The 25,177-nt window shown below is 71.1% G+C and carries 19 protein-coding genes and 1 tRNA gene; 5 read left to right on the top strand and 15 right to left on the bottom strand.

The genetic code is table 11. The features are described from left to right. The first annotated feature begins 45 nt into the window (after nt 1-45). Entirely contained in the window at nt 46-1,440 is a 1,395-nt protein-coding gene (locus DFR41_RS11585) for an MFS transporter (RefSeq protein ID WP_114802806.1), read from the top strand. Nucleotides 1,441-1,657: 217 nt separating this feature from the next. Further along, complete coding sequence (gene fdhD / locus DFR41_RS11580; protein ID WP_114802805.1) at nt 1,658-2,512, top strand: formate dehydrogenase accessory sulfurtransferase FdhD; 855 nt, start codon at nt 1,658-1,660, stop codon at nt 2,510-2,512. Between the two features lie 87 nt (nt 2,513-2,599). On the opposite strand, the gene mnmH is transcribed toward fdhD, so the two are convergent. The 5 genes from mnmH to DFR41_RS11555 all read right to left on the bottom strand — a co-directional run bounded on the left by mnmH (nt 2,600) and on the right by DFR41_RS11555 (nt 7,226). After that, nucleotides 2,600-3,652 carry a tRNA 2-selenouridine(34) synthase MnmH gene (gene mnmH, locus DFR41_RS11575; RefSeq protein WP_114802804.1) on the bottom strand — a complete coding sequence of 351 codons (1,053 nt, stop codon included), beginning with the start codon at nt 3,650-3,652 and terminating at the stop codon, nt 2,600-2,602. Between the two features lie 92 nt (nt 3,653-3,744). After that, the gene (gene phnE, locus DFR41_RS11570; protein WP_114802803.1) at nt 3,745-4,548 is read right to left on the bottom strand and encodes a phosphonate ABC transporter, permease protein PhnE; all 804 of its coding nucleotides are present in this window, start codon (nt 4,546-4,548) and stop codon (nt 3,745-3,747) included. After that, entirely contained in the window at nt 4,545-5,417 is an 873-nt protein-coding gene (locus DFR41_RS11565; protein WP_114802802.1) for a PhnE/PtxC family ABC transporter permease, read from the bottom strand. Before DFR41_RS11565 ends, phnE begins: the two co-directional genes overlap by 4 nt. A 106-nt stretch (nt 5,418-5,523) precedes the next feature. Further along, complete coding sequence (locus DFR41_RS11560) at nt 5,524-6,339, bottom strand: phosphonate ABC transporter ATP-binding protein (protein ID WP_114802801.1); 816 nt, start codon at nt 6,337-6,339, stop codon at nt 5,524-5,526. A 20-nt stretch (nt 6,340-6,359) separates the two neighbouring features. After that, nucleotides 6,360-7,226 (bottom strand): putative selenate ABC transporter substrate-binding protein, encoded by an 867-nt coding sequence (locus DFR41_RS11555; protein WP_114802800.1) that lies wholly within the window; start codon nt 7,224-7,226, stop codon nt 6,360-6,362. A gap of 99 nt (nt 7,227-7,325) precedes the next feature. Here DFR41_RS11555 and selD point away from each other — a divergent pair, with 99 nt between their 5' ends. Then, nucleotides 7,326-8,396: a selenide, water dikinase SelD gene (gene selD, locus DFR41_RS11550; RefSeq protein ID WP_017759427.1), complete on the top strand. Its 1,071-nt coding sequence runs from the start codon at nt 7,326-7,328 to the stop codon at nt 8,394-8,396. Nucleotides 8,397-9,136: 740 nt separating this feature from the next. Here selD and DFR41_RS11545 read toward each other — a convergent pair. From DFR41_RS11545 to DFR41_RS11505, 8 genes are all read right to left on the bottom strand, one after another. After that, a tRNA-Sec gene (locus tag DFR41_RS11545) sits at nt 9,137-9,229 on the bottom strand. 114 nt (nt 9,230-9,343) lie between these two features. After that, a complete protein-coding gene (gene selB, locus DFR41_RS11540; protein WP_114802799.1) occupies nt 9,344-11,254 on the bottom strand; it encodes a selenocysteine-specific translation elongation factor in 1,911 nt (636 codons plus the stop codon). Continuing rightward, nucleotides 11,251-12,699 (bottom strand): L-seryl-tRNA(Sec) selenium transferase, encoded by a 1,449-nt coding sequence (selA, locus tag DFR41_RS11535; RefSeq protein WP_114802798.1) that lies wholly within the window; start codon nt 12,697-12,699, stop codon nt 11,251-11,253. The genes selB and selA overlap by 4 nt, the downstream gene beginning before the upstream one ends. Further along, a complete protein-coding gene (gene fdhE, locus DFR41_RS11530; protein ID WP_114802797.1) occupies nt 12,699-13,754 on the bottom strand; it encodes a formate dehydrogenase accessory protein FdhE in 1,056 nt (351 codons plus the stop codon). Before fdhE ends, selA begins: the two co-directional genes overlap by 1 nt. Before the next feature lie 151 nt (nt 13,755-13,905). Then, nucleotides 13,906-14,529, bottom strand: a complete 624-nt coding sequence (locus tag DFR41_RS11525) for a formate dehydrogenase subunit gamma (RefSeq protein ID WP_114802796.1) — start codon at nt 14,527-14,529, stop codon at nt 13,906-13,908. Further along, complete coding sequence (gene fdxH / locus DFR41_RS11520; RefSeq protein WP_017760181.1) at nt 14,526-15,479, bottom strand: formate dehydrogenase subunit beta; 954 nt, start codon at nt 15,477-15,479, stop codon at nt 14,526-14,528. Before fdxH ends, DFR41_RS11525 begins: the two co-directional genes overlap by 4 nt. A 15-nt stretch (nt 15,480-15,494) precedes the next feature. Beyond that, nucleotides 15,495-18,569 carry a formate dehydrogenase-N subunit alpha gene (fdnG, locus tag DFR41_RS11515; RefSeq protein WP_147284337.1) on the bottom strand — a complete coding sequence of 1,025 codons (3,075 nt, stop codon included), beginning with the start codon at nt 18,567-18,569 and terminating at the stop codon, nt 15,495-15,497. Nucleotides 18,570-18,671: 102 nt separating this feature from the next. After that, entirely contained in the window at nt 18,672-18,983 is a 312-nt protein-coding gene (locus DFR41_RS11505) for a hypothetical protein (protein WP_114802794.1), read from the bottom strand. 191 nt (nt 18,984-19,174) lie between these two features. Between DFR41_RS11505 and DFR41_RS11500 the strand changes: the two genes are divergently transcribed. Both DFR41_RS11500 and DFR41_RS11495 read left to right on the top strand, forming a co-directional pair. Beyond that, on the top strand, nt 19,175-21,778 hold the full coding sequence (locus DFR41_RS11500; RefSeq protein WP_114802793.1) for an ABC transporter permease: 2,604 nt from the start codon (nt 19,175-19,177) through the stop codon (nt 21,776-21,778). Nucleotides 21,779-21,862: 84 nt separating this feature from the next. Then, nucleotides 21,863-22,663 carry an IclR family transcriptional regulator gene (locus DFR41_RS11495; protein ID WP_170159355.1) on the top strand — a complete coding sequence of 267 codons (801 nt, stop codon included), beginning with the start codon at nt 21,863-21,865 and terminating at the stop codon, nt 22,661-22,663. Here the strand turns inward: DFR41_RS11495 and DFR41_RS11490 are convergent. Then, nucleotides 22,645-24,048 carry a hypothetical protein gene (locus tag DFR41_RS11490; RefSeq protein ID WP_114802791.1) on the bottom strand — a complete coding sequence of 468 codons (1,404 nt, stop codon included), beginning with the start codon at nt 24,046-24,048 and terminating at the stop codon, nt 22,645-22,647. The genes DFR41_RS11495 and DFR41_RS11490 overlap by 19 nt on opposite strands. Nucleotides 24,049-24,107: 59 nt before the next feature. After that, nucleotides 24,108-25,175 (bottom strand): ABC transporter ATP-binding protein, encoded by a 1,068-nt coding sequence (locus DFR41_RS11485; protein WP_114802790.1) that lies wholly within the window; start codon nt 25,173-25,175, stop codon nt 24,108-24,110. Between the last annotated feature and the right edge of the window lie 2 nt (nt 25,176-25,177).

The raw sequence follows: 25,177 nt of genomic DNA, 5'->3' as shown, positions 1-25,177 counted from the left end.
TCCGTTCCACAACCACACGCCACACCACAGCGGAGACCTCGCACCATGTCCACCTCTTCCCACGCGCACGAGCCCGAAGGCCGGCGCCAGTCCAAGAAGGCCGCTGCCAGCGGCTGGATCGGCTCGGCACTGGAGTACTACGACTTCTTCATCTACGCCACGGCTGCCTCGCTGATCTTTCCCCAGATCTTCTTTCCCAAGGGCGACCCGGCCATCGCCATCATTGCCTCGCTGGCCACCTACGGCGTGGGCTACGTGGCGCGCCCCATCGGCGCCTTCGTGCTGGGCCACATGGGCGACACGCGCGGGCGCAAGCAGGTGCTGGTGCTGTGCATGTTCCTGATGGGCTTCTCGACCATCGCCGTGGGCCTGCTGCCCACCTACGACCAGATCGGCCTGTGGGCGCCCGCGCTGCTGGTGCTGTGCCGCCTGGTGCAGGGCTTCGCCGTCGCAGGTGAAATCTCGGGGGCCAGCTCGATGATCCTGGAGCACGCGCCCTTCGGCCGCCGCGGCTTCTTCGCCAGCTTCACGCTGCAGGGCGTGCAGGCCGGCCAGATCCTGGCCGCCGCCGTCTTCCTGCCGCTGGCGCACTACATGCCCACCGACCAGTTCAACAGCTGGGGCTGGCGCGTGCCCTTCATCCTGAGCTTCATCGTCATCATCATCGGCTGGATCATCCGCCGCGAAGTGGACGAGACGCCGGCCTTCACCCAGGAAGGCGCCGCCAAGCCGCGCTCGCCCGTGACCGAGGCCTTCAAGAATCACGCCCCCGACATGCTGCGCGTGGTGCTGATGTCGCTGATGAACGTGATCCCGGTCGTGGCCACCATCTTCGGTGCCGCCTATGCGGTGCAGCCGGCCTACGGCATCGGCTTCCACAAGGACGTGTACCTGTGGATCCCCGTGCTGGGCAACATCCTGGCCGTGCTGGTGATCCCGCTGGTGGGCAACCTGTCGGACAAGATCGGCCGCCGCCCGCCCATGATCGTGGGCTCGGTGCTGGCCGGCCTGCTGGCCTTCGGCTACCTGTACGCCATCAGCATCGGCAGCGTGCCGCTGGCCATCTGCATGTCGCTGCTGATGTGGGGCATCGTGTACCAGGGCTACAACGCCGTGTTCCCCAGCTTCTATCCGGAGCTGTTCCCCACCCGCACCCGCGTGTCGGCCATGGCCATCTCGCAGAACGTGGGCACCGCCATCACCGCCATGCTGCCGGCCGTCTTCGCCGCCGTGGCGCCTCCCGGCTCCACCAACATCTGGCTCACCGTGGGCGCGCTGGCCTTCGGCATCACCGTGATCTCGGCCGTGGCCTGCTACACGGCCCGCGAGACGTATCGCCTGGCGATGAACGACCTGGGCAAGCCCGAAGCGGCCCCGGTGCCCGAGGGCGAGTACATGCGCCTGCGCGACGAGGCGCTGGCCCAGGCGGCGCGCGCCTGATCGGCCGCAAGCCCCCGCACGGCGTGCGGCGGGCGGATGGCTCCACCCCGCCGGCCGTGCAGGCTGGGCACAATCCCGAGGCCGTGGTGCTGCCAGCGCCGCGGCCTTTTTTCATGGGTGCGACGCGTGCCGACAGGGCGGCGGCGCCCGCCCGCCGCGGCGGCATCCGTCCGCCCCGGCCATCGCGCCAACGATCGCCCGCCTGCTTCATCCCGCCATGTCCGACACCGCCACCGAACCGCTGCTGCCCTCCCTCGTGCGCCTGCCCGTGCGCGTGCAGGGCGAGGCCGGGCTGCCGCCCGAAGGCGTGGCGCGCGAGGACGTGCTGGCGGCCGAGGTGCCGGTGGCGCTGGTCTTCAACGGCATCTCGCATGCGGTGATGATGGCCACGCCGCAGGACATCGAGGACTTCGCCCTGGGCTTCGCACTGAGCGAGGGCATCCTCGACGCGCCCGGGGACTGCCGCGGCATCGAGGCCGAGGCCATCGACGCGGCGGCTGCAGGTCTGCCCGACGGCATGCCCGGCATCGAGGTGCGCCTGGAGATCGCAACGCGTGCCTTCGAGCGCCTCAAGGGCCGCCGCCGCAGCTTGGCCGGCCGTACCGGCTGCGGCGTGTGCGGCGTCGAGAGCTTCGCCGCGCTGGACCTCACGCCCGTGCCCTTGGCCACACCGGATTGGCTGGCGCAGCTGGACTTGCCCACCGTGCTGCGCGGCTTCGCGCAGATGCCGCCGCGCCAGCGCCTCAATGCCGAGGCCGGTGCCATCCATGCCGCCGCCTGGGCCACGCCGGACGGCACGGTGAGCGATGTGCTGGAGGACGTCGGCCGGCACAACGCGCTCGACAAGCTCATCGGCCGCCTGGCCCGCGAAGGGCGGCTGGGCACGCCGGGCTTCGTGCTGCTGTCCAGCCGCGGCAGCCACGAACTGGTGCGCAAGTGCGCGCGGGTGGGCATCGCGGCGATGGCCACCATCTCCGCGCCGACGGCCATGGGTGTGCAGATGGCCAAGGCCAGCGGCGTGCGGCTGTGGGGGCTGTGCCGGGCGCCGCGCGGGGTGCTCTACACGCCCTGAACGGCCTGCGCCGTCACCCCTCTCCCCAAGCCCTGTCCCGCAAAGGGAGCGGGAACAAAAGCCTATGCGCCGCGCCAGCGCCAGGATTCAGCCCAGCGCCAGCACCGCCTCGGCCGCCGCATCGATATCGGCCGCCCCAAGCGCCCCTACCTCCACCGACCGCCGCGTGGCCCAGGCATGGAAGTGCTTCGCCTGCGAGCGCTCGTAGTGCGGGTCATAGTGCAAGGCCATCAGCTCGGCGAAGAGCAGCGGCAGCGCGCCCTCGCGCGCCCACTGCTGCCATCGCTGCACCGTCTCCTTGCCCTGCATCTCCTTGAGCGCGCCCAGGCGCTCGGCCAGCGCCTCGCGGTCGTCGCCCAGATAGGCATAGTCGGTGAGCAGGTAGGCCAGGCGTGCCTCGGGCGTGGCGCGGATCTCGATGCAGTCGGCCGCACGCATGCGCTCCACCAGCGGTTGCGGCACCGACAGGCGGCCGATGCGCGGGCTTTCGCCTTCCACGTACAGCGGGCGTGTCGGATCGCAGGCTTCGAGCGCGGCGGCGATGCGGGTCTCGAACTGCTTCTGCGACGGCTGCGGCACGCCGGGCCAGGCGCCCAGCAGCGATCCCTTGTGGCAGGCGGCGGCTTCCAGGTCCAGCACCTGGGCGCCGCGTCTGGTCAGGGCCTCCAGCACGCGGGTCTTGGCGCTGCCGGTGGCGCCGACGATCACGCGCAACTGGATTGCGGGCACCAGCTGGTCGATCTGCGTGACCACGTGCTTGCGGAAGGACTTGTAGCCGCCGGCCAGCTGCTGCGCGTCCCAGCCCACCAGGCGCATCCACTGCACCATGGAGCCGCTGCGCAGGCCGCCGCGCCAGCAGTAGACCAGCGGCTTCCACTTGATCGGCCGCTCGGCCATCACCGGGCTCTGCAGGTGCCGCGCCAGGTTGGCGGCAACCATCGCGCCGCCCACGCGGCGGGCCTCGAAGGCGCCCTGCTGGTGGTAGAGCGTGCCGACGATGCGGCGCTCCTCGTCGTCGAGCACCGGGCAGTTGATGGCGCCGGGAATGTGGTCCAGCGCGAATTCGGAAGGCGAGCGCGCATCGATGACGGTGTCGAAGGCGTGGCGGTCTTCCGGGCGGACGGGGCGGGGCTGGCTCATGGGGCGCGATTGTCGGTGGGCGCTCCGGCGCAGGGGCGTGCGGGGTGATGCTGCGCGGCGCCAGGCGGTTCAGGGCGGCCGGAGGGGGCCGCTCAGGCGCCCCAGCGCCGCCGCACCCAGCCGCTGGCGCCGTCCACTCCCGCCACCAGCGCGAACATGCCCAGCAGCACCGTCATCGACTGCGCCTGCTGGAAGATCGACAGGTGGAAGTACAGCATCTGCCCCAGACCGCCGCCGCCCACGAAGCCGAGCACGGCGGCCATGCGGATGTTCATCTCCCAGCGGTAGAGGCTGTAGGCCAGCCATTGCGGCGCCACCAGTGGCAGGCTGGCATAGCCGAAGGCGGCGATGCGGCCGGCGCCGGCCTCGCGCAGGGCGCGTTCGGGCGCGGGCGGCGCGTTCTCCAGCGCCTCGGCGAAGAGCCGGCCCAGCACGCCGGTGGTGTGCAGCGACAGCGCCAGCGCGCCGGCGAAGGGACCGATGCCGGCGGCCAGCACCATCAGTGCGGCCCACACCAGCTCGGGCACGCTGCGCAGCAGGTTGAGCACGAAGCGCGCGGCCTTCTGCAGTGGCCAGCCTGCGCGGCCCGAGCCCGGCAGCGCCAGCATCGCGCCCGCGGCCATGGCCAGCACGGTGCCCAGCGCCGACACGGCCAGGGTCTGGAGCGCGCCATGGGCCGTGCGCGTCAGGAAGTCGGGCGACAGTTCGGGCGGGAAGAACTCGGCGATGAAGCGGCCCATGTGGCCCATCGACTCGGCCGACACCAGCGCCGACAGGTCCAGCCCCAGCCACACGAAGCTGGCGACGATGGCGGCCAGCACGGCCAAAAGCACGGCGCGGCAGCGCCAGCAGGGTGCGGGCTGCGGGGGCAGGGCCTTGGCGACATTGCCGTTCATGCCAGCAGCCTCCGCAGCCCATTCGACAGCGCATCCGCGAGCAGCACCAGCGCCAGGAAGACCAGCAGGATGCTGCAGGCCTCGCCGCCGTTGAGCATCTTCATCGACTGGTCCATCAGCTGGCCCAGGCCGCCGGCACCGACGAAGCCCATGACCACCGAGGCGCGCACCGCACATTCCCAGCGGTAGACGGTGTACGAGGCCAGCTCCTGCGCCGCGTTGGGCAGCAGGCCGTAGGCCAGGGCGGCGGCGCGGCTGCTGCCGGATTCGAGCAGTGCCTGGGCCGGCCGGTTGTCCACCGACTCCAGGATCTCGGCATACACCTTGCCCAGCATGCCGCCGTAGGTGACGGCCAGGGCCAGCACGCCGGCCGCCGGGCCCAGGCCCAGCGCACGAACGAAGAGCAGCGCCCACACGATCTCGGGAATGGCGCGCAGGCCCATCAGCAGCAACCGCGCCGTGCGGCGAACGATGCCGCCGCGCAGCCGGCCCGGACCGGGACCGAGGCGCGACACCGACAGCGCCCGCGTGGCGACGAAGGCCAGCGGCACCGCGATCACGAAGGCCAGCGTGGTGCCGGCCGTGGCCATGGCCAGCGTCTCCAGCGTGGCGCGACCGAGCAGGGCCAGGAAGTCGGGGGCCAGCGACGGCGGCCAGAAGGCGGCGAGGAAGCCGCCGATGACGGCCAGGTTGCCGCTGGTCAGCAGCTGCCAGGGCTGGAACTCGGACAGCTGCAGCGTCGGCCAGGCGATGGCCAGCGCCGCCAGCGCGCCGACCACGCGGCGGCGTGCGGCCGGGTCGCGCAGTGGTGGGGCGGCGACGACGGGCGCCGAGGCCGGCGAGGCGGCAGTGATCGTGCGGCTCGTCATCGGCAGCCTGACACAGACAGAGTAGGCCGCGACGTCATCGACCGGCCGGCGGCAGAAAAACGGAGGTCGGCGTCATTGCAGAGTGAGCGCCATGCGGCTCTTGTCCTCATCGGCAGCCCGAGGGAACGAATGCTGTGGCCGGCGGCATCACCGATGCAGTCTCGTCGGCGGCGGGCAGGCCACCTTCCGCGGCATACAGCGCGGAAAGCCGCTCCGGCGTGACCTCGCCCGCCGGCAGATCGAACAGCACGCGCCCGGCCTGCAGGCCCACCACGCGCGGGAACCAGCGCAGCGCCAAGTCCACCGCATGCAGCGAGGCGCACAGCGTCGCGCCGGTGGCCTCGCTCTGCGCGGCCAGCGCGCGCAGGGTGGTGTCGGCCAGCGTGGGGTCGAGGGCGGAGACGGGCTCGTCGGCCAGCAGCAGGTCGGGCCGCTGATAGAGCACCCGCGCCACGGCCACGCGCTGGAACTGCCCGCCGGAGAGCCGGTCGCAGCGCTCGAAGAGTCGGTCCTCGATGCCGACCTGCGCCAGTGCGGCATGGGCGCCCTGCAGGTCGCCGGGCCGCAGCAGCGAGCCCAGCGCGTGCAGCGTGGACCACTGTCCCAGCCGACCCGACAGCACCGCTGTCACGGCGCGAAGGCGTGGCGCGATGGGTGGCTGCTGGTGCACGGTGCCGATGCGCGCGCGCAAGGCGCGCAGGCGGCGGGCATCGGCCTGCCAGGGCGATTCGTCCAGCAGCGTGACATGGCCGGCGCTGGGCCGCAGCGCCGCGCCCAGGATGCGCAGCAGCGTGGTCTTGCCCGCACCCGAGGGGCCGATGAAGGCGATGCGCTCGCCCGGCCGCGCGGCCAGCGTCACGCCTTCGAGCGCCCGCTGTCCGTTGGGATGGACCAGGCCCACGCCTTCCAGTGCAAAGCTCACGCTGCGCCTTTCAGGGGGACTTACTTGATCAGGCCGGCCGACTTGCCGGCGGCCTCGATGCCGTCGTAGTTGGACGACTGTGTGGGCACGAACTTGCTGGCGCGCTGCAGCTGCATGATTTCCTTGTGCTCGGGCTTGGCCGGGTCGAGCTGCAGGAAGGCGTCGGTCAGCTTCTTGGTCAGCGCCGGGTCCAGGCCGGGGCGCACCGTCCAGTTGTAGTCGAAGTAGGGCGGCGTGGTGGCCAGCACGCGCACCTTGGCGGCGTTGGGGTTCTTGGCCTCGACCAGCTTGTCCCACACCGAGGCGTTGAGCACGCCGGCCTCGGCCCGGCCCGCGGCCACGAAGGCCACGGTGGCGTCGTGCGCGCCGGAGTAGGCGACGGTCTTGAAGTCCTTCTCGGGGTTGATGCCGTCCTTCAGCAGGAAGAAGCGCGGCATCAGGCTGCCCGAAGTCGAAGAGGGTGCGCCAAAGGCGAAGGTCTTGCCCTTGAGGTCGGCGAGGGTCTTGGCGCTGCTGTCGGCCGGCACGATGAACTTGCTGGTGAAGGCCTCGTCCTCGGCGCGCTGCACGATCGGCTTGGCGCCGCCGTTGGTGCGGATCTTGGCCTGCACGTAGGTGAAGCCGCCCAGCCAGGCCAGGTCGATCTTGTTGGTGGCCAGGCCCTCGACCACGGCCGCGTAGTCGGTGACGGGCGTGAACTGCACGTTCATGCCGGTCTGCTGCTTGAGGTATTCGCCCAGCGGGGCGAACTTGCGCTGCAGCTCGGTAGGCGCTTCGTCGGGAATGGCGGAGACGCGCAGCGTGCCGGTCTGGGCATGGGCCGGGAGCGTGCCGAAGGCGGCGGTGGCGAGCAGGGCGGCCAGGGTGGCGCGGCGAGAGAAGGTCATGGTGTTGGCCTCGTTGAAAAGACAGGATGGCAAGGAGAGGAATGGGGGCGCTTCGATAATCCGACGCTCACCCTACAACGCCCTCAGGAGAACACTGCAATGCAGCAGCAGCGACCGATGAACCCGCTGGCGCCGATGCGCCTGACCAGCTTCTCGCACGGGGGCGGCTGCGGCTGCAAGATCGCACCGGGCGTGCTCAGCGAGATCCTGCGCAGCAGCGGCGCGGGCCTGATTCCGCCGGCGCTGATGGTGGGCATCGAGACGGCCGACGATGCGGCGGTCTATCGCTTGAACGACGAGCAGGCGCTGGTGGCGACCACCGATTTTTTCATGCCGATCGTGGACGACCCCTACGAGTTCGGCCGTATCGCCGCAACCAATGCGATCAGCGACGTGTACGCGATGGGCGGCCGGCCGATCCTGGCGCTGGCGCTGGTGGCGATGCCGGTCAACCAGCTGCCCGTCGAGGTGATCGGCGACATCGTGCGCGGCGGGCAGGACGTGTGCCGTGCGGCGGGCATTCCGATCGCGGGCGGCCACACCATCGATTCGGTGGAGCCGATCTATGGCCTGGTGGCGCTGGGGCTGGTGCACCCGGACCGCGTGCGGCGCAACGCCGATGCGCGGCCCGGCGATGTGCTGGTGCTGGGCAAGCCGCTGGGCGTGGGCGTGCTGTCGGCGGCGCTCAAGAAGGAGAAGCTGCCCGAGTCGGGCTACCGGCAGCTGATCGCCAACACGACGAAGCTCAACACGCCGGGGCCGAAGCTGGCTGCTCTGGAGGGCGTGCATGCGATCACCGATGTGACGGGCTTTGGCCTGGCCGGCCACGGGCTGGAGCTGGCGCGGGGCGCGGGGCTGCGGGTGGTGATCGAGTGGCCGCGCGTGCCGCTGCTGGAGGGCGTGGCGGCGATGGCGGCCGATGGCTTCGTGACGGGGGCGTCGGGGCGCAACTGGGCGGGCTATGGGGCCTCGGTGTCCTTGTCTGCCGGCCTGCCTGACGTGACGCAGGCCTTGATGACCGATCCGCAGACGGCGGGTGGGTTGCTGGTGAGCTGCGCGCCGGAGGCGGTCGATGCGGTGCTGGGCGTGTTCCGCGAGGAGGGCTTCGAGTCGGCGGCTGTGATCGGTCGTTGCGAGGCGGGACCCGCGGGGTTGGTGGTCGAAGGCTGACGGCCTGGCTTGTGGACGCGCGTGTGTGGCTTCAGTCGGGCCTGCGCGTTCGACAAGGTCCGCCTGGTGCGGGGCACCCGCGGGCGTCGCCCACAGGCTGCGCCGCTCGCTGAACGCTCGCGGAACCTGCGGTGCTCGCCGGCTGAGCGCGCGGCATAACTCGCTGCGCTGCCGCAGGCAGCTCCGCTCAGACAAATGCCGCGAGTCAGAAGGAACGGCCCGCGGAGACCGCGGGCCTCGCTCATCCGGCTGCGCGCCTCGGCGCATCCTGAGGGCGCCACCCGCGGGCACCCCGCACAAGGCTCCGCGGTGTGCGTGGGACGGGCTCCCCTTCGGGATTGCCCGCCGGGCGCGGCCTGGGGTCGGCGCGTTGGTGTTGCTCCTCTCCCCTCTGGGGAAAGGCTGGGTGAGGGGCCAGCGGCGGTGGATGCGCTGCATGTGAGCCACCGCCCGGGCCCTCACCCCAACCCTCTCCCAGAGGGAGAGGGAGAAAGAGCGGCCCTCATCCTCAACTTGGACTTGCAGCAAACCTGATTCCGCTACGCCTTTCGGGGGACAGCCGCCGTCGCGAGCGGGCCGAGGTCGCTCTTGCCCTGCCTGGAATTCCTCGAGTCTTTTGGGGTGCAGTGGCCGTAGCGAGCGGCCTGAGGTCGTGCCGAGAAGCGCAGCCGTACTCCGGTACGGCGAGCATCGCAGGTGCGAGATCAGGACGCGCAGTAGGGCAATGCGCCCCAAAAGGGCGGAGGGGAGAGGGAGTCGAACCCTCCCAGCGACGCGTGGCGCCACCCACCGGGTTTGAAGCCCGGCCGCCCCACCAGGGACGTTTCCCCTCCGAATGGGCGACCGCTGCGCGGCGCCCACGGAATGCTGTTCTGCGCGGTCCCGCCGCTGCCTCGTCGCCTTGGCCGCCGACCCTGCCGCTTTCGCGGCCGGCACTGCACGCCGCTTCATGCGCCCCGCCCCCCGAACATCGCCGTGTCCGGCCGCAGCAGATGCGTGTCCTTGACGCGCCGCGTGTAGCCCACGCGGTCGAAGAACTCCAGGATCTGGATCGCGCGCTTGCGGCCGAGGCCGGTGGCGTCGCGGAAGCTGGCGGCCTGCAGGCCGTCCGGGCCGTGGATGCAGTCGCGGGCCAGTGCGGCCAGCCGCTCGACGGTGGGCAGCGGATAGTACAGGTCTTTGACCACCTGGAAGGCCGCGCCACGCCGGGCCAGGCTGGCCAGCGTCTGGCGCACCATGGCCTCGCTGGCGGCCAGGTCCTTGGCCAGGTCGCGCACCCAGGGCGGGTCGAAGCCGCCATCCGCCAGCTTCGGCAGCAGTTGCTGCGCGAGCTTCTCTTCGGCGGCGTTGAGGCGGGCCGCATGGTCGGGCAGGTGCAGCCAGTGGGCGCTGCGCACCAGGCGGCCATCGGCCACCAGCGACTCGACGAGCGCGCGCCACAGGCCATCGTCGGTGCGCGGGCCGGCCAGCCGGCGCAGGCGGCGCGCGTCGGGGCCGATCTCGGCGGGCTGGGCCTCGTGGAAGGCGCGCAGGCGCTCGATGACCTGGGCCTGCAGGGCTTCCAGGTGGCGGCGGGCGATCAGCATGCCGTCGATGCGCAGCGCATCGGCGGGCAAGGGCATCAGCGCGTCCGGGCCCGGCAGGGCCAGGGCGCGGGCCAGGCGGGTGGCATCGAGGCCCAGCGGGGCGGCCTGCAGCAGGCCGTCGATCAACGCAGCGCGGTCCGGCAGGGCCCAGGCCGCCAGTTCGGCCAGGCGCTGCGGCGTGCGGCGGTAGCGCACGGGCGCATCAGGGTCGAGCACGCGCACGCCGGCCACGGTGCGCGTGGCGCTGGCATCGCGCAGCACGCCGCGGTCGCCATGCCAGGCGGCGACGGGCTCGCGCAGCACCAGCTGGGCCAGGGCGGTGTCGCCAGGCGTCAGGGTGTCGCGGTCGAGGAGGGCGATGGAGGCCATCACGTCGCTGGCGCCCAGGTGCACATGCACGGGCGTGCCCGAGCGCAGTGCGTGGGCCTCGCCGGGCCACAGCGTCAGTTGAACGTCCAGCCGCGTCGTGGCGAGGGCGATGGCCGGGTCGCACAGCCAGTCGCCGCGGCGCACCTCTTCCTTCGCCAGGCCCGCCAGGGCCAGGGCGCAGCGCTGGCCGGCGCGGGCCTCTTCGGCCGGCAGGTTCTGCGCATGGATGCCGCGCAGCCGGGCGCTGCGTTCGCCGGGCACCAGCCGCAGCTCGTCGCCGATGCGGGCGGTACCGGCATGCACGGTGCCGGTGGCCACGGTGCCGACGCCCGACAAGGTGAAGGCCCGGTCGGCCGCCAGGCGGAAGGCCAGCGCGTCGTCGTGGGCGCGCACCTCGCCAGCGGCCTGAAGCAGGTGCTGGCGCAGCGGCTCCAGCCCTTCGCCGGTCTGGGCCGAGACCGGGAACAGCGGTGACCCAGCCAGCGGCGTGCCCGCCAGCAGTTCGGCGATCTCGGCGCGCAGCTGGGTGATGCGGGCTTCGCGCTCGGCGGGGTCGATGCGGTCGATCTTGGTCAGGGCCACGCTGCCGCGGTCCAGGCCCAGCAGCGCGACCACGGCCAGGTGCTCGCGCGTCTGCGGCATCACGCTGTCGTCGGCGGCCACCACCAGCAGCGCATGGTCGATGCCGGTGGCGCCGGCCAGCATGGTGTGCAGCAGGCGCTCGTGGCCGGGCACGTCGACGAAGCCCAGGGAGACGTCGCCGGCCTGCAGGTAGGCATAGCCCAGCTCGATGGAGATGCCGCGGCGCTTCTCCTCGGGCAGGCGGTCGGTGTCCACGCCGGTCAAGGCACGCACCAGCGTGGTCTTGCCGTGGTCGATGTGGCCGGCGGTGCCGATGATCATGCGAGGCGCTCGCGCAGGTGGGGCAGCTGTCCGAGCAGGTCGGTGGCTTCTTCCAGGCAGCGCAGGTCCAGCAGCAGGCGGTCATCGGCGATGCGGCCGATCACGGGCAGCGGCAGCTGGCGCAGCGCCTGGGCGAGCTGGTCGAGCGCGCGGCCGGTGCCTTTCTTCGCGACGCCCGCAGGCGCGAGGGCGAGGCCGGCAGAGGGCAGCCGTTCCACCGGCAGCGAGCCGCTGCCGATCTGGCCCTGCAGTGCCACGGCCTCCACCGTGAAGCGCGGTGCCAGGGCCTCGGCCAGCGGGCCGTGCACGGCGCGGGCGGTCGCCTGGATGGCCTCGAGCGGACGCGTGAGCAGGCGCAGCGTGGGCAGGTCCTGTGCCAGCCGCTCGGGGCGCAGGTAGAGCATCAGCGTGGCCTCCAGCGCGGCCAGCGGCAGCTTGCTCATGCGCAGGGCGCGCTTCATCGGGAACTTGCGGATGCGGCCCACGGCCTCCTTGCTGCCGACGATCAGGCCGGCCTGCGGCCCGCCCAGCAGCTTGTCGCCGGAGAAGGTGACCACGTCGCAGCCGGCGGCCAGCTTCTCCTGCGGCAGCGGCTCGCGCGGCAGGCCGTAAGCCGCCAGGTCCACCAGCGAGCCACTGCCCAGGTCGGTGGCCACCGGCAGGCCGCGCGCATGGGCGATGCCGGCCAGCACCGATTCGTCGACCGACGCGGTGAAGCCCTGCACGGCGTAGTTGCTGGTGTGCACCTTCAGCAGCAGCGCGGTGCGTTCGGTGATGGCCTGCTCGTAGTCGCGCGGATGGGTGCGGTTGGTGGTGCCCACCTCCACCATGTGCGCGCCGGCCGAGGCCATGACGTCGGGCATGCGGAAGGCGCCGCCGATCTCCACCAGCTCGCCGCGCGAGACGATCACCTCACGGTCGCGCGCCAGCGCGCCCAGCGTCAGCAGCACGGCGGCTGCGTTGTTGTTGACCACCGTGGCGGCCTCGGCGCCGGTCAGGGTGGTCAGCAGCTCTTCCACCACCGTGTCGCGGTCGCCGCGGCCGCCGGTGGCCAGGTCGTATTCCAGGTTGTTGGGGCCGGCCATCAGCCGCAGCAGATGGGCCAGGGCCTCGTCGGCCAGCAGCGCGCGGCCGAGGTTGGTGTGGATGACGGTGCCGGTGAGGTTGAGCACCCGCTGCATGCGCGGCGCCAGCCGGGCCTGCACGCGCTGGAGCAGTGCGGCCTGAAGCGCGGCGGGCTGTACTTCCGCGCTGGGCAACTGGCCCGCGATGGCACGCGGGCGCAGGGCATCGAGCAGGGCGCGCGCCTCGCCGGCCACCAGTGTGTGGCCGTGGGCGGCGATCAGGGATTGCGTGTCCGGGGCACGCAGCAGTCGGTCGACGGCGGGCAGATCCTGGGGACTTGCCTTGGAGCCGTGGACCACGGACTCGTCGGGCATGGCCATCAGCCGCCTCCGCCGTCGTCGGGTGGGTGATTGGCCGCGGCTTCGGGCTCGGGGTCGCCGAAGAGCAGCATCAGGTTGTGGCCGATGCGCTCGTGGCCGGCTTCGGTCACCAGCAGGTCCAGCGGCAGGCTGGCAAGGTCGTCGGCCGTGGGCTCGACCTCGGGGTCGCGGTCCATGGCCACGAGCTTGAGGTAGTGGCCGCACTCGTCGCAGCATTCGGCGCGCACCGCGCCGGGCTTGAGGCCCACCGGCCGCTCGGGCACGGCCTCGCCCTCGGGCTCCAGCGACTCGTAGTGGATGCCCTTGGTGCTCTCGCAGTGGGCGCACTTGATGCGCACGTAGTGCCACTGGGTGCTGCACAGCGCGCAGTGCAGGTAGCGCACGCCGGCATCGTCGGCGCCGATGCGGATCACGCCGGCGGTGGGTGCGCTGCCGCAGCAGGGGCAGCGGGTGAGCGGCTCGGTCACGCCGAAGGCACGCAGCGCGCCGTGCTGCTCGGCCGTGGCGATGGCGATGTGCGTGAAATAGACCTGAAGGCCGGCCGCCACCAGCGGCGCGGTGCCCAGGTCCAGGCCGAACATGATGCCCTGCGTGATCAGGCCGGCCTGGCGTTCCAGCCAGTCGCTGTCGGCATCGAGCACGCGCTGCACGGTCTCGCGCGCGGGGCCTTCCGGCAGGCGATCCCGCAGCGGCCCCAGCACCTGCCGGAGCACGGCGCGCCAGGCTGGGTCGCGCGGCCACAGGTCGGCCGGCAGGGGCGGGCGCAGCGCCTGCGAGGCGGCCTCGATGGCGGCCAGGTCGGGCAGCTTCACGTCCGGGTGGTGCTGCAGCGCCTCGTGCTGGGCCTGCGCGATGTCGGCCACGAAGAGCAGGTAGTCGCGCATCGGATGGCCGGCGGCCAGCTGGCGCAGTCGCAGGCCGCGGTCGGCGAAGACCGTGGCGCGCTGCGGCAGGCGCAGGAAGGGCACCCGCTGGCCGGCCTGCATCGCGATCTGCTCGGGTTCGAGCACCCGCGTGCTGGCGAAGAAGGCGGCGGGGTGGCTGGGTTCGGTCATCGGGGGCGAATGCTAGAGCATGGCCGTGTCAGGGCGCATGCCAGGGGTATCCCGGAGCGGGCGTTGCAGAAGAACGAACCCCACGGCCCGGATGCGGCGCCGTGGGGCGGAGGGTGCGCGCCGGGCCGGCGCGCGAGGGCTGCGACAGTGCTCAGTCGCGTCCCGTCATCTCGCGATGCCACACCGGATGGTTGAGCCGCGCCCAGCCTTCGGTGACGGTGCCGCGCGTCATGGCCCGCATGGTGCCCTTGACCCAGATGGCGGCGTACACATGCATGATCACCGCCAGCACCAAGAACACGGCCGAGGCCGCATGCAGCACCACCGCGATGCGGCGCAGCGTGATCGGGAAGTAGTGCACGAACCACGGACTCCAGAACAGGAAGCCCGTCGCCAGCAGCACCAGCAGCGACAGCGCCATGACCCAGAACACCAGCTTCTGGCCCGCGTTGTACTTGCCCACTGGCGGCATGTGCTCCTTGTGGCCGGCCAGCATCTGGCCCGAGCGCTTCATCCATTCGACGTCGTTGCGGTCGATCAGGTTCTCGCGCCAGAGGCCGAAGAACATGAAGACGAAGCCCAGCACCATCAGCAGGCCCATGAAGGGATGCAGGATGCGCGTCCACTGCCCGCCGCCGAAGAGGTTGGTCAGCGGAAACAGCGCGGGGTGGAAGAAGGCCAGGCCCGAGAGGGCGGCGCAGAAGAACATGACGACGATGAACCAGTGGTTCATCCGCGTGCCGTCCTTGTAGCGGCGCAGGTAGACACGGCTCATGGCTGGGCTCCTTCACGGCGGTCTGCGACGGGTTTCTCGATGACGACGACCTCGCCGTCATCGGCAACGCCATCGGCATCCTTGTCTTCCTTGGCCTCGACCGGCCCCACCTTCATGTAGTGGAAGAAGCCGCCGATCACCGCGCCGGCCATGGCCAGCAGGCCCAGCGGCTTGGCGATGCCCTTCCAGAGCGAGACCAGCGGGCTGATCGTCGGATCCTTGGGCAGGCCGTGGTAGAGCTCGGGCCGGTCGGCATGCTGCAGCACGTACATGACGTGCGTGCCGCCAACGCCTTGCGGGTCGTAGACGCCCGCATTGGCATAGCCGCGCTCCTTGAGGTCGACGAGGCGCTCGGCGGCGTACTCGTGCATGTCCTCCTTCGTGCCGAACTGGATGGCGCCGGTGGGGCAGACCTTGGCGCAGGCCGGCTCCAGGCCCACGCCCACGCGGTCGGAGCACAGCGAGCACTTGTAGGCCCGGTTGTCCGCCTTGTTGATGCGCGGCACATTGAAGGGGCAGCCCGTGACGCAGTTGCCGCAGCCCACGCAATGCTCGCTGATGAAGTCGACGATGCCGTTGGTGTACTTGACGATGGCGCCGGGCGCCGGGCAGGCCTTGAGGCAGCCCGGGTCCTCGCAGTGCATGCAGCCGTCCTTGCGGATCAGCCATTCGAGCTTGCCCTCTTCGGGCTCGACTTCCGAGAAGCGCATCACCGTCCAGGAGGCCGGCGAGAGGTCCATCGGGTTGTCGTAGGTGCCGTGGGTGGTGCCGACCTCGTCGCGCAGGTCGTTCCACTGCATGCATGCCACCTGGCAGGCCTTGCAGCCGATGCAGGCGGACACGTCGATCAGCTTGGCCACCGGCTGCACCTGCGGCTGGTGGCGCACCACGGGCGGCTGCACCGTGGTGGCCGAGCGCTTGGCGATGTCCAGGGATTGGAGTGAAGACATGGGTGCGCTCCTTCCCTAGGCTTTTTCGATGTTGACGGTGAAGGACTTGTATTCGGGCGTCTGCGTGTTCGCATCCCCCACGAACGGCGTCAGCGTGTTCACCAGGTAACCCGGCTTGGCCACGCCCACGAATCCCCAGTGGTTCGGCAGGCCGACGGTGTGCACCGTCTTGCCGTCCACCTGCAGCACCGAGATGCGCTTGGAGACCAGCGCGACGGCCTTGATGTAGCCGCGCTTGCTCGACACCTTGACCCAGTCGCCATTGGCGATGCCCTTTTCCTTCGCCAGCACATCGCTGATCTCCACGAACTGCTGCGGCTGGATGATGGCCGAGGTCATGACGTTCTTCGTCCAGTAGTGGAAGTGCTCCGTCAAGCGGTAGCTGGTCGCCACGTACGGGAAGTCCTTGGGCACGCCCAGGCGCTCCAGGTCGCCCTTGAAGATGCGTGCCGCCGGGTTGGCCCGCGCCACCTTGTTGTTGGGGTGAAGCGGGTTGTTCTCCAGCGGCGACTCGAAGGGCTCGTAGTGCTCCGGCAGCGGCCCTTCGGCCATGCCGGTGGGCGCGAACAGGCGTGCCACGCCCTCGGCGGTCATGATGAAGGGGCGCACCGCGTCCGGGTCGGCCGGGTTGGCGTCGGGGCGGATGTCCGGCACGTCGGCGCCGGTCCACTTGGCACCGTCCCAGAACACCAGCGGGCGCTTGGTCACCCAGGGCTTGCCGGTCTTGGGGTCGGCGGAGGCGGCGTTGTAGAGGACGCGCCGGTTGGCCGGCCAGGCCCAGGCCCAGTCCTGCACCATGCCGATGCCGTAGGGGTCGGCATTGCCGCGGCGCGCCATCTGGTTGCCCGCCTGCGTCCAGGCGCCGGCATAGATCCAGCAGCCGCTGGCCGTCGAGCCGTCGTCGCGCAGCAGGCCGAAGCCGGCCAGTTGTTCGCCGGCCTTGGCCAGAACCTTGGTCGGATCCTTCGGGTCGGTCAGGTCCGACAGCGCCTTGCCGTTGTATTCCATCGCCAGCTCTTCGGGGGAGGGCGAAGTCGGAATCTTGTAGTTCCAGGCCAGGTTGACGATCGGATCCGGGAAGGCGCCGCCCTCCTTGGCATAGGCCGCGCGCAAGCGCGTGAACAGCTGACCCACGATCTCGGTGTCGGCCAGCGCCTCGCCCGGTGGCTCGGCGCCCTTCCAGTGCCACTGCAGCCAGCGGCTGGAGTTGGTGACCGAGCCGTTCTCCTCCGCGAAGCAGGTGGAGGGCAGGCGGAACACCGTGGTCTGGATCTGCTTGGGGTCGACGTCGTTGTGCTCGCCGAAGTTGCGCCAGAACTCGCTGGTCTCGGTCATCAGCGGATCGATGGTGACCAGGAACTTGAGCTTGGACAGGCTGCGCACGATCTTGTGCTTGTCCGGGAAGGAGCCGACGGGGTTGAAGCCCTGGCAGATGTAGCCGTTGAGCTTGCCCTGGTCCATCAGCTCGAAGGCCTGGAGCACGTCGTAGAGCTTGTCGATCTTGGGCAGGTAGTGGAAGGCCCAGTCGTTCTCCTTGGTGGCCGCCTTGCCGAACCAGGCCTTCTGCATGCTGACGAAGAACTTGGGGTAGTTCTGCCAGTAGCTCATCTGGTTGGGGCGCAGCGGCTTGAGGGCGCGGGGCTTGTAGTAGTCGTCCAGCGTCTGCTCGGTGTCGCGTGCCAGCGAGAGGTAGCCGGGCAGCGAGTTCGACAGCAGGCCCAGGTCCGTCAGGCCCTGGATGTTGCTGTGGCCGCGCAGCGCGTTCATGCCGCCGCCGGGTGCGCCGATGTTGCCCAGCAGCAGCTGGACGATGGCGCCGGTGCGGATGATCTGCGAGCCCTGGCTGTGCTGCGTCCAGCCCAGCGCATACATGATGGTCATGGTGCGGCCGGGCACCGCGGTACTGGCGATGTACTCGCAGACCTTCAGGAACTTGTCCTGGGGCGTGCCCGTGATGCGGCTGACCATCTCGGGCGTGTAGCGCGAATAGTGGCGCTTCATGACCTGCAGCACGCAGTTCGGGTCCTGCATGGTCATGTCGACCTTGGCATTGCCCTGCTCGTCGAGCGCGTAGCCCCAGCTCTTGTTGTCGTAGCTGCGCTTCTCGGCGTTGTAGCCGCTGAACAGGCCGTCCTCGAACTTGTAGTCCGGGCCCACGATGAAGGGGGCGTTGGTGTAGTTGCGGACGTACTCGGTCTGGATCTTGTCCTGGCTCAGCAGGTAGTGGATGACGCCGCCCAGGAAGGCGATGTCGGAGCCGGCGCGAATGGGCGCGTAATAGTCCGCCACGGCGGCCGAGCGCGTGAAGCGCGGGTCCACCACGACGAGGCGTGCCTTGTTGTGCTTCTTGGCCTCGATGACCCACTTGAAGCCGCACGGATGCGCTTCTGCGGCATTGCCGCCCATGATCAGGACCAGATCAGCGTTCTGGATGTCCTGCCAATGGTTGGTCATCGCACCGCGGCCGAACGTCGGGGCCAGACTGGCCACCGTCGGTCCGTGTCAAACGCGGGCTTGGTTGTCGAAGGCGAGCATTCCGAGCGAACGGAATGCCTTGTGCGTGAGATAGCCGGTTTCGTTGGAGGAAGCCGAGGCGCAGAGCATCCCGGTCGAGATCCAGCGGTTGACCACCTGCCCGGCGGCATTGGTGGCCTGGAAGTTGGCGTCGCGGTCGGCCTTGAGCAGTTGGGCGAGGCGGGTGAAGGCTTCGTCCCAGCTGACTCGCTTCCATTCGGTGCTGCCGGGCTCGCGCACTTCGGGGTACTTCAGCCGGTTGGGGCTGTGCACGAAGTCGAGCAGGCCGGCGCCCTTGGGGCAGAGCGTGCCGCGGTTGACGGGATGGTCCGGGTCGCCCTCGATGTGAAGGATGGAGGCCTTCACGTTCTTGGCCTTGTCGCCCAGGCTGTACATCAGAAGGCCGCAGCCCACGGAGCAGTAGGTGCAGGTCTGGCGCGTCTCGGTGGTGCGGGCCAGCTTGAACTGGCGGGTCTCGGCCAGCGCGGCGGTGGGCGAGAAGCCCAGGGCCACCAGGCTGGAGCCGACCAGGCCGGCACCGCTGACGCGGAAGAAATGGCGGCGGTTCATGTCCATGACCGAACCTCCTGCAATGACACGGGTTTCGTGGGCTTCATCGTGGGTCGCGCTGTGATGCGTCTGTCGTGGGAATTCTTCGGGCCGCCGCCGGGGTGCTCTTCAGTTCTTGGGCGCCGCACCGTCGCCGCTGGACGGTGCCGGTGTGGGGCCATCGACGGTGTGGCCGCCAGCCGCCTGGCCTGCCGCCACCCCGCCGATGGCCGAACTGCCTTCGGCCGGGCCCTTGTGGGCGCCGGAGTCTACGCCCGCATGGGAGGGCGCGGGGTTGATGCCCTGAGGTGTCCCACTGGCGCCGGAGGTTGATGCGGCGGTGGGCGTCTCGGCCTTGGGTTTGGGGTCGCAGCCGGCCAGCAGGCCGCCCGCGGCGGCGAGGGTGGCAATGGCGAGGGCGGATCGGGCGAGGGCGTTCATGGGCTTCCTTGGACGTCGTATCGGTTGGGCCGCCATGGTTGCAGCGCCCGCCGCATGGCAGCGTCGGAGGACGCCGCGTCCGCCGGACCATCATGGCCGCCGGCCGCCCGGATGCGCATGCGGGAAATCCCTTCGGGATTGCCCCGCATTCCCGCGCGGCTGCAAGCGCTGGGCTATCGTGCGTCACTCCTATGAAAGACGCTCTTTTCCTTGGCTGGCGCACGCTGCGCCGCGACCTGCGTGCGGGCGAGCTGCGCCTGCTGATCGTGGCCGTGCTGCTGGCCGTGGCGGCGCTGACGGCGGTGGGCTTCTTCGCCGACCGGCTCAAGGGCGGGCTGGCGCGCGACGCCCGCCAGCTGCTGGGCGGCGACGCGGTGCTGGTCACGGACAACCCGCCACCGCAGGCGCAAGTGGACGCAGCCCATGGCCAGGGCCTGCAGTCGGCCCTGACCTACGACTTCCCCACCATGGCCCGGGCGCCCGACGACCGCGGGGGCGCGAGCCGGCTGGTGGCGCTCAAGGCCGTGACGGCCGGCTATCCGCTGCGGGGCAGCCTGCGCGTGGCCGATGCCGCCGGCGCGCCGGACGCCGCCACCCGCGACGTGCCCTCGCCCGGCGATGTGTGGGTCGATGCCAGCCTGCTCGAAGCCCTGGACCTGAAGGTGGGCGACACCCTGCTGCTCGGCGACGCCTCGCTCACGATCCGCCGCGTGCTGGTGATCGAACCCGACCGCGGCGCCGGCTTCCTCAACTTCGCGCCGCGGGTCATGATGAACCAGGCCGACGTGGCCCGCACCGCCCTCGTTCAGCCGGCCAGCCGCGTCCGCTACCGGCTTGCCGTGGCGGGCGAGGCGCCGGCGGTCAAGCGCTTTTCGGACCAGGTGCAGCAGCGCCTGGATGCCGGCGATCTGCGCGGTGCCCGGCTGGAGTCGCTGGACAGCGGCCGGCCCGAGATGCGCCAGACGCTGGACCGGGCCGAGAAATTCCTGAACCTCGTGGCCCTGCTGGCCGCACTGCTGTCGGCCGTGGCCGTGGCGCTGGCGGCGCGCGGCTTCGCGGCCCGGCATCTGGACGGCGCCGCCATGCTGCGTGTGCTGGGCCAGCGGCAGCGCACCATCGCCGGGGCCTACGCGGTCGAGTTCGGCGTCATTGGCCTGGGCGCCAGCCTGGCGGGCGTGGCCATCGGTTATGCGGTGCACCATGTGTTCGTGCGCCTGCTGGCGGGGCTGGTCGATGGCGACCTGCCTGCTGCCACGGCATCGCCCGCGCTATTCGGCGTGGGCATGGGTCTCACGCTGCTCTTCGCCTTCGGTCTGCCGCCGGTGCTGCAGCTGGCGCAGGTGCCACCACTGCGGGTCATCCGCCGCGAGCTGGGTGCGCTGCGGCCGGCGTCGGCGGCGGTGCTCGGCCTGGGCGTGGCCGGCTTCGCGGCCCTGCTGCTGGCCGCGAGCAGCGACCTCAAGCTGGGCCTGATCGCCGTCGGCGGCTTCGCCGGCGCGGTGGCGGTGTTCGCGGTGCTGGCCTGGCTGGCCGTGCTGATGCTGCGGCGTGTGGTGCGCGAAGGCAGCGCACCGCGCTGGCTGGTGCTGGCCACGCGGCAGGTGTCGGCGCGGCCGGTGTATGCGGTGCTGCAGGTCAGCAGCCTGGCCGTGGGCCTGCTGGCGCTGATGCTGCTGGTGCTGCTGCGCACCGACCTGGTGGACAGCTGGCGCCAGGCCACGCCGCCCGATGCGCCCAACCGCTTCGTCATCAACGTCATGCCCGACCAGGCGCAGGCCTTCCAGGACGCGTTGCGCCAGGGCGGGGTGGCGCAGTACGACTGGTACCCGATGTTCCGCGGCCGGCTGGTGGCCATCAACGACAAGCCGGTCACCCCCGACGACTACAGCGAGGACCGCGCCAAGCGCCTGGTCGACCGCGAGTTCAACCTCAGCAATGCCGCCGACCGGCCGGGCCACAACAGCATCGTGCAGGGTGCGTGGACCTCGGGTGAGGCCGATGCCGTGAGCGTGGAAGAGGGCCTGATGGAGACGCTGGGCCTGAAGCTGGGCGACCGGCTGCGCTTCGACATCGGCGGCGTGACCAGCGAGGGCCGCATCACCTCGACGCGCAAGGTGGACTGGGGCTCGCTGCATGCGAACTTCTTCGTGATGTACCCCTTGGCAGCGATGCCGGCCGAGGTGCCGGTCACCTATCTGGCCGCCTTCCGCGCACCAGAAAAGCTGCCCCCACGCTCCCCCGCTGCGCGAGGTCCGCTGCCCCCCGAGGGGGCGCCTTCCGTCTTGGGGCGGCCCGGCGACGGAAGCGCGAGCTTCGACAACACCCTGGTCCGGCAGTTTCCCAACGTGACCAATGTCGACATGAGCAGCACCATCGCCCAGGTGCAGCGCGTGCTGGACCAGGTGATCCGCGCGGTGGAGTTCCTGTTCGGCTTCACGCTCGCGGCGGGCCTGGTGGTGCTGTTCGCCGCGGTGAGCGCCACGCGCGAGGAGCGGGCGCGCGAGTTCGCCGTGATGCGCGCGCTGGGTGCCCGCGCCGCCCTGCTGCGGCAGGTTCAGCGCGCGGAGCTGGCCGGCACCGGGCTGCTCGCGGGTCTGTTGGCGAGCATCGTGGCCTCGGCCATCGGCTGGGCGCTGGCGCGCTGGGTGTTCGACTTCCGCTGGACGGCCTCGCCGCTGGTGCCGCTATTCGGCGCCATCGTGGGCGCGCTGCTGGCCCTGGGCGCCGGCTGGTGGAGCCTGCGCGAAGTGCTGCGCCGGCCGGTGGCCGCCACGCTGCGGCAGGCGGCCGAGTGAGGGGCGGTTGCTGGCACGCCGGGTGCTAAAGTCCTCGCGCCGTTGGCCGGGGTGCACTCGCGATGGCTCACCCGCTTGCCCATCGTGACTGCTTCCTCTCCCCCGCCCGAGTCCTCTTCAGAAGATTCCAAGCAGGTGCGCGCCGCGCGCCGCGCCCTCGACATCATCGAGCTGGTGGCCGAGGCCCGGCTGCTCAAGCATTCCGACATCGCGGCGCGGCTGGGCATTCCCAAGAGCACGACCACGCTCATCCTCGACACGCTGGTGCGTTCCGGCTACCTGCGGCGCGACGCCTTCAGCCGGGCCTATTCGCTGGGCTCCCGCATCCTCGGCATTGCCGGGCGCTACCTCTCCGAAGCCGACATCGTGCAGATCAGCCAGCCGGTGCTCAGCCGCCTGGTGCTGGACATCGACGAGAGCTGCTTCTTGGTGCAGGCCGAAGGCGACGAGGTGCTGGTGATGTGGCGCGAGGTCTGCCGGCGGCGCCTGACCTACATGTTCTCGCTGGGCGAGCGCGCCTCGATCACCGACACGGCCGGCGGCCTGGCCATGCTGGCGATGCGCGGCATGGCCCAGTGGGCGCCCACGCTGGCGCGCTGTGGCGTGCCCGCGGGGGCAGAGGCCGACGCGCTGCTTGCGCATCTGCGCGAGGTGGCCGATGGCGCCGTCGCGTTCCGCGCTCCGGGCCGCATTCCGGAGGTCGCCTCGCTGGCATTGCCCATCGTCAATGCCATGGGCGTCCCGCTGGCGGCGGTGTCGGTGGCCGTGCCTGCCCATCGGCTGGATGCGCCGCTGCGGCAGCGGGTGGAGGCTGCGCTGCGCACCGCGCAGGCGGACATCGCGGGCCAGGCCCGTGCGCTCGGCCCTCAGCAGCCCAGCGCGTAGAGACCGGCGAGCACGGCGCCGGCGACCAGGCCGCTGCGCAGCACGAAGCCGCGGTTCCACCCCAGCGCGATCTCGCGCGGCGGCACGCCGGTCATGGCGCCCGCCAGCAGCAGCGTGGCGCTCACGGGCGAGACCGTGATGGCCAGCGACCAGCCCAGCGTCAGCGCCAGCGCGTGCGTGAGCGGCGCTGCCAGTGCGGAGGCTGTGCCCGCGAAGACCTGCGCCCAGATCAGCACGGCGATGGTGGGCGCCACCGACAGGGCTGCCACCAGCGGAATGGTGACCAGGCACAGCAGCGGCAGCAGCCAGCCGGGCAGGCCGGTACCGCCCGCGCCCAGGCCCGCCGCATGCGCGACGGCCAGCACGCCCTGGCCGATGAAGATGGCGGCCGAGAAGATGAAGATCTCGCTGCGGGTCTCGGTGAGGACCTCGAAGAAGTGCGACAGTGCCGCCCGCGCGCCGTGGCGGCCATGGCCGTCCTCGCGCTGCCGCGACCGGGACTGCGCCAGCGCCCAGACCAGGCTGAGGGTGGGGATGGTCAGCGTGGCACAGGCCATGAAGCTCCAGCCTGTTGCCGCGTGCAGCGACAGCGTGGCCAGGAAGAGCAGCACGCTCATGCCCAGGATGAGCCAGAGGGCGCGCCGGTCCGAAGGCGAGGCGGGCACCGGCGCGGCGTCCGGGCCGGCGGGTTCGGTGACGACGCGGCGCTCGCTCCAGGTCTCCACGCCCAGCAGGAATGCAGCCACCAGCATCCCGGCGCCGACGAAGGGCAGCACACCCAGCATGGGGAAGGCCGCACTCACGATGGCGAAGCTGATCGCCATGGGCGACCAGGTGGTCGTCATGGCCAGTCCGCGGATCACGGTGGCCAGCATGCCGCGGGCGACCGTGCTGGAGCGCACATGCAGGCCTGCGCGCTCCAGCAGTTCGCCCATCATGGGCACCACGCCGAAGCTGAACATCAGACTCAGCCAGTGGCTGCCGAACAGCACGGTGCCGTGCCGCGCACCGGGGCTGGCGGCGAGCAGGGAGGCGGCGGCGCGGCCCATCAGCGGCGAGCGGCGCATCGGCAGGCGCAGCGTCGCCAGGGCGGCCAGCAGCGCGGCGAACTGCGTGCTCTGCCCCACCGCGGCTTGCAGCACAGGGGCCGGCGCGGGCGCCAGCAGCCACACCAGCAGTGCGCCTGGCACGGCCAAGCCGGCGAACAGCCGCGCCTGTCTGCTGACGCGCGACCAGGCCGCCGCAATGAACACCGCCAGACCCAGCGCGGCGGCCACCTGCCAGGCACGGCCGCCCAGCACGATCTGCAGGATGGTGCAGGCCGCCGTGATGGCCAGGCCGGCCTGGGCCAGGCGCTCGTGTGCCTTGGCGGGGCGCGCGAGCACGGTTGAACCTCCGGCTTCGCCTGCGACGCGGGAGCGCTCGGGAATGGCTGCGCCGCCGCTCACGCCGCTTCGAGGATGTTCACTGCCAGCGGCGGCCAATGCGCCCACACCTCGGTGCCGACGGAAAGCGGGGCCTGGCCGGCGCTCTCCTGCCGCACCAGCAACTGCTGCCCGTCGGGTAGCTGCACGGTGTAGTCCGAGGCATGGCCGTGGTAGATCGCCTGGGTCAGGCGGCCACACACGCGGGCCGAGGTGTCCTGGGCCTGTGGGGCCAGCCGGATGCGCTCGGGCCGCACGGCGATCTCCACCTCGCTGCCCGCGGGCAGCGCGCTGGCCGGCGCCTCGAAGCGCTGGCCGAAGGCGCTGAGCACGCTGCCCTGCGGGCCGGCCTGCTCGAGCCGGGCGCGCACGAAGTTGTCCAGGCCCATGAACTCCGCGACGAAGCGGTTGCGCGGCTTTTCGTACAACTCGGCGGGCGGGCCGACCTGCTCGATGCGGCCGCGGTTCATCACCGCCACGCTGTCGCTGAGCATCAGCGCCTCTTCCTGGTCGTGGGTGACGAACAGGGCGGTGATGCCCAGCTCGCGCGTGATGCCGTAGAGCTCGGTCTGCATGGCCTCGCGCAGCTTGCGGTCGAGCGCGCCGAAAGGCTCGTCGAGGATCAGGATGCTCGGCTCCACCACCAGCGCGCGGGCGATGGCCACGCGCTGCTGCTGGCCGCCCGAGAGCTGCTGCGGAAAGCGCTCGCCGAAGTCCTCCAGCCGCACCTGCGCCAGGGCACGCCGCACGCGGCGCTGCTGTTCGGCGCCGGAGACCTTGCGCATGCGCAGACCGAAGGCCACGTTCTCGTTCACCGACATGTGCGGGAACAGGGCGTGGCTCTGGAACACCATGCCGATGTTGCGCTTCTGCACCTCCAGCCGCGTCACGTCGCGGTCGTCGATCAGGATGCGGCCGGCGTCGGGCGAGGAGAGACCCGCCACGATGCGCAGCGTCGAGCTCTTGCCGCAGCCACTCGGGCCGAGCAGCGTGAGGAACTGCCCGCTGGGGATGTCCAGCGAGATGTCGTCGAGCACCAGCTGGCTGCCGTGGCTCTTGCGCAGGCGTTCGGCGCGGACATGGGCCATGC

It is taken from the genome of Pseudacidovorax intermedius, from assembly GCF_003350475.1.
In the GTDB taxonomy this organism is placed as follows: domain Bacteria; phylum Pseudomonadota; class Gammaproteobacteria; order Burkholderiales; family Burkholderiaceae_C; genus Xenophilus; species Xenophilus intermedius.
This window is presented reverse-complemented; position numbering and strand designations above follow the sequence as displayed.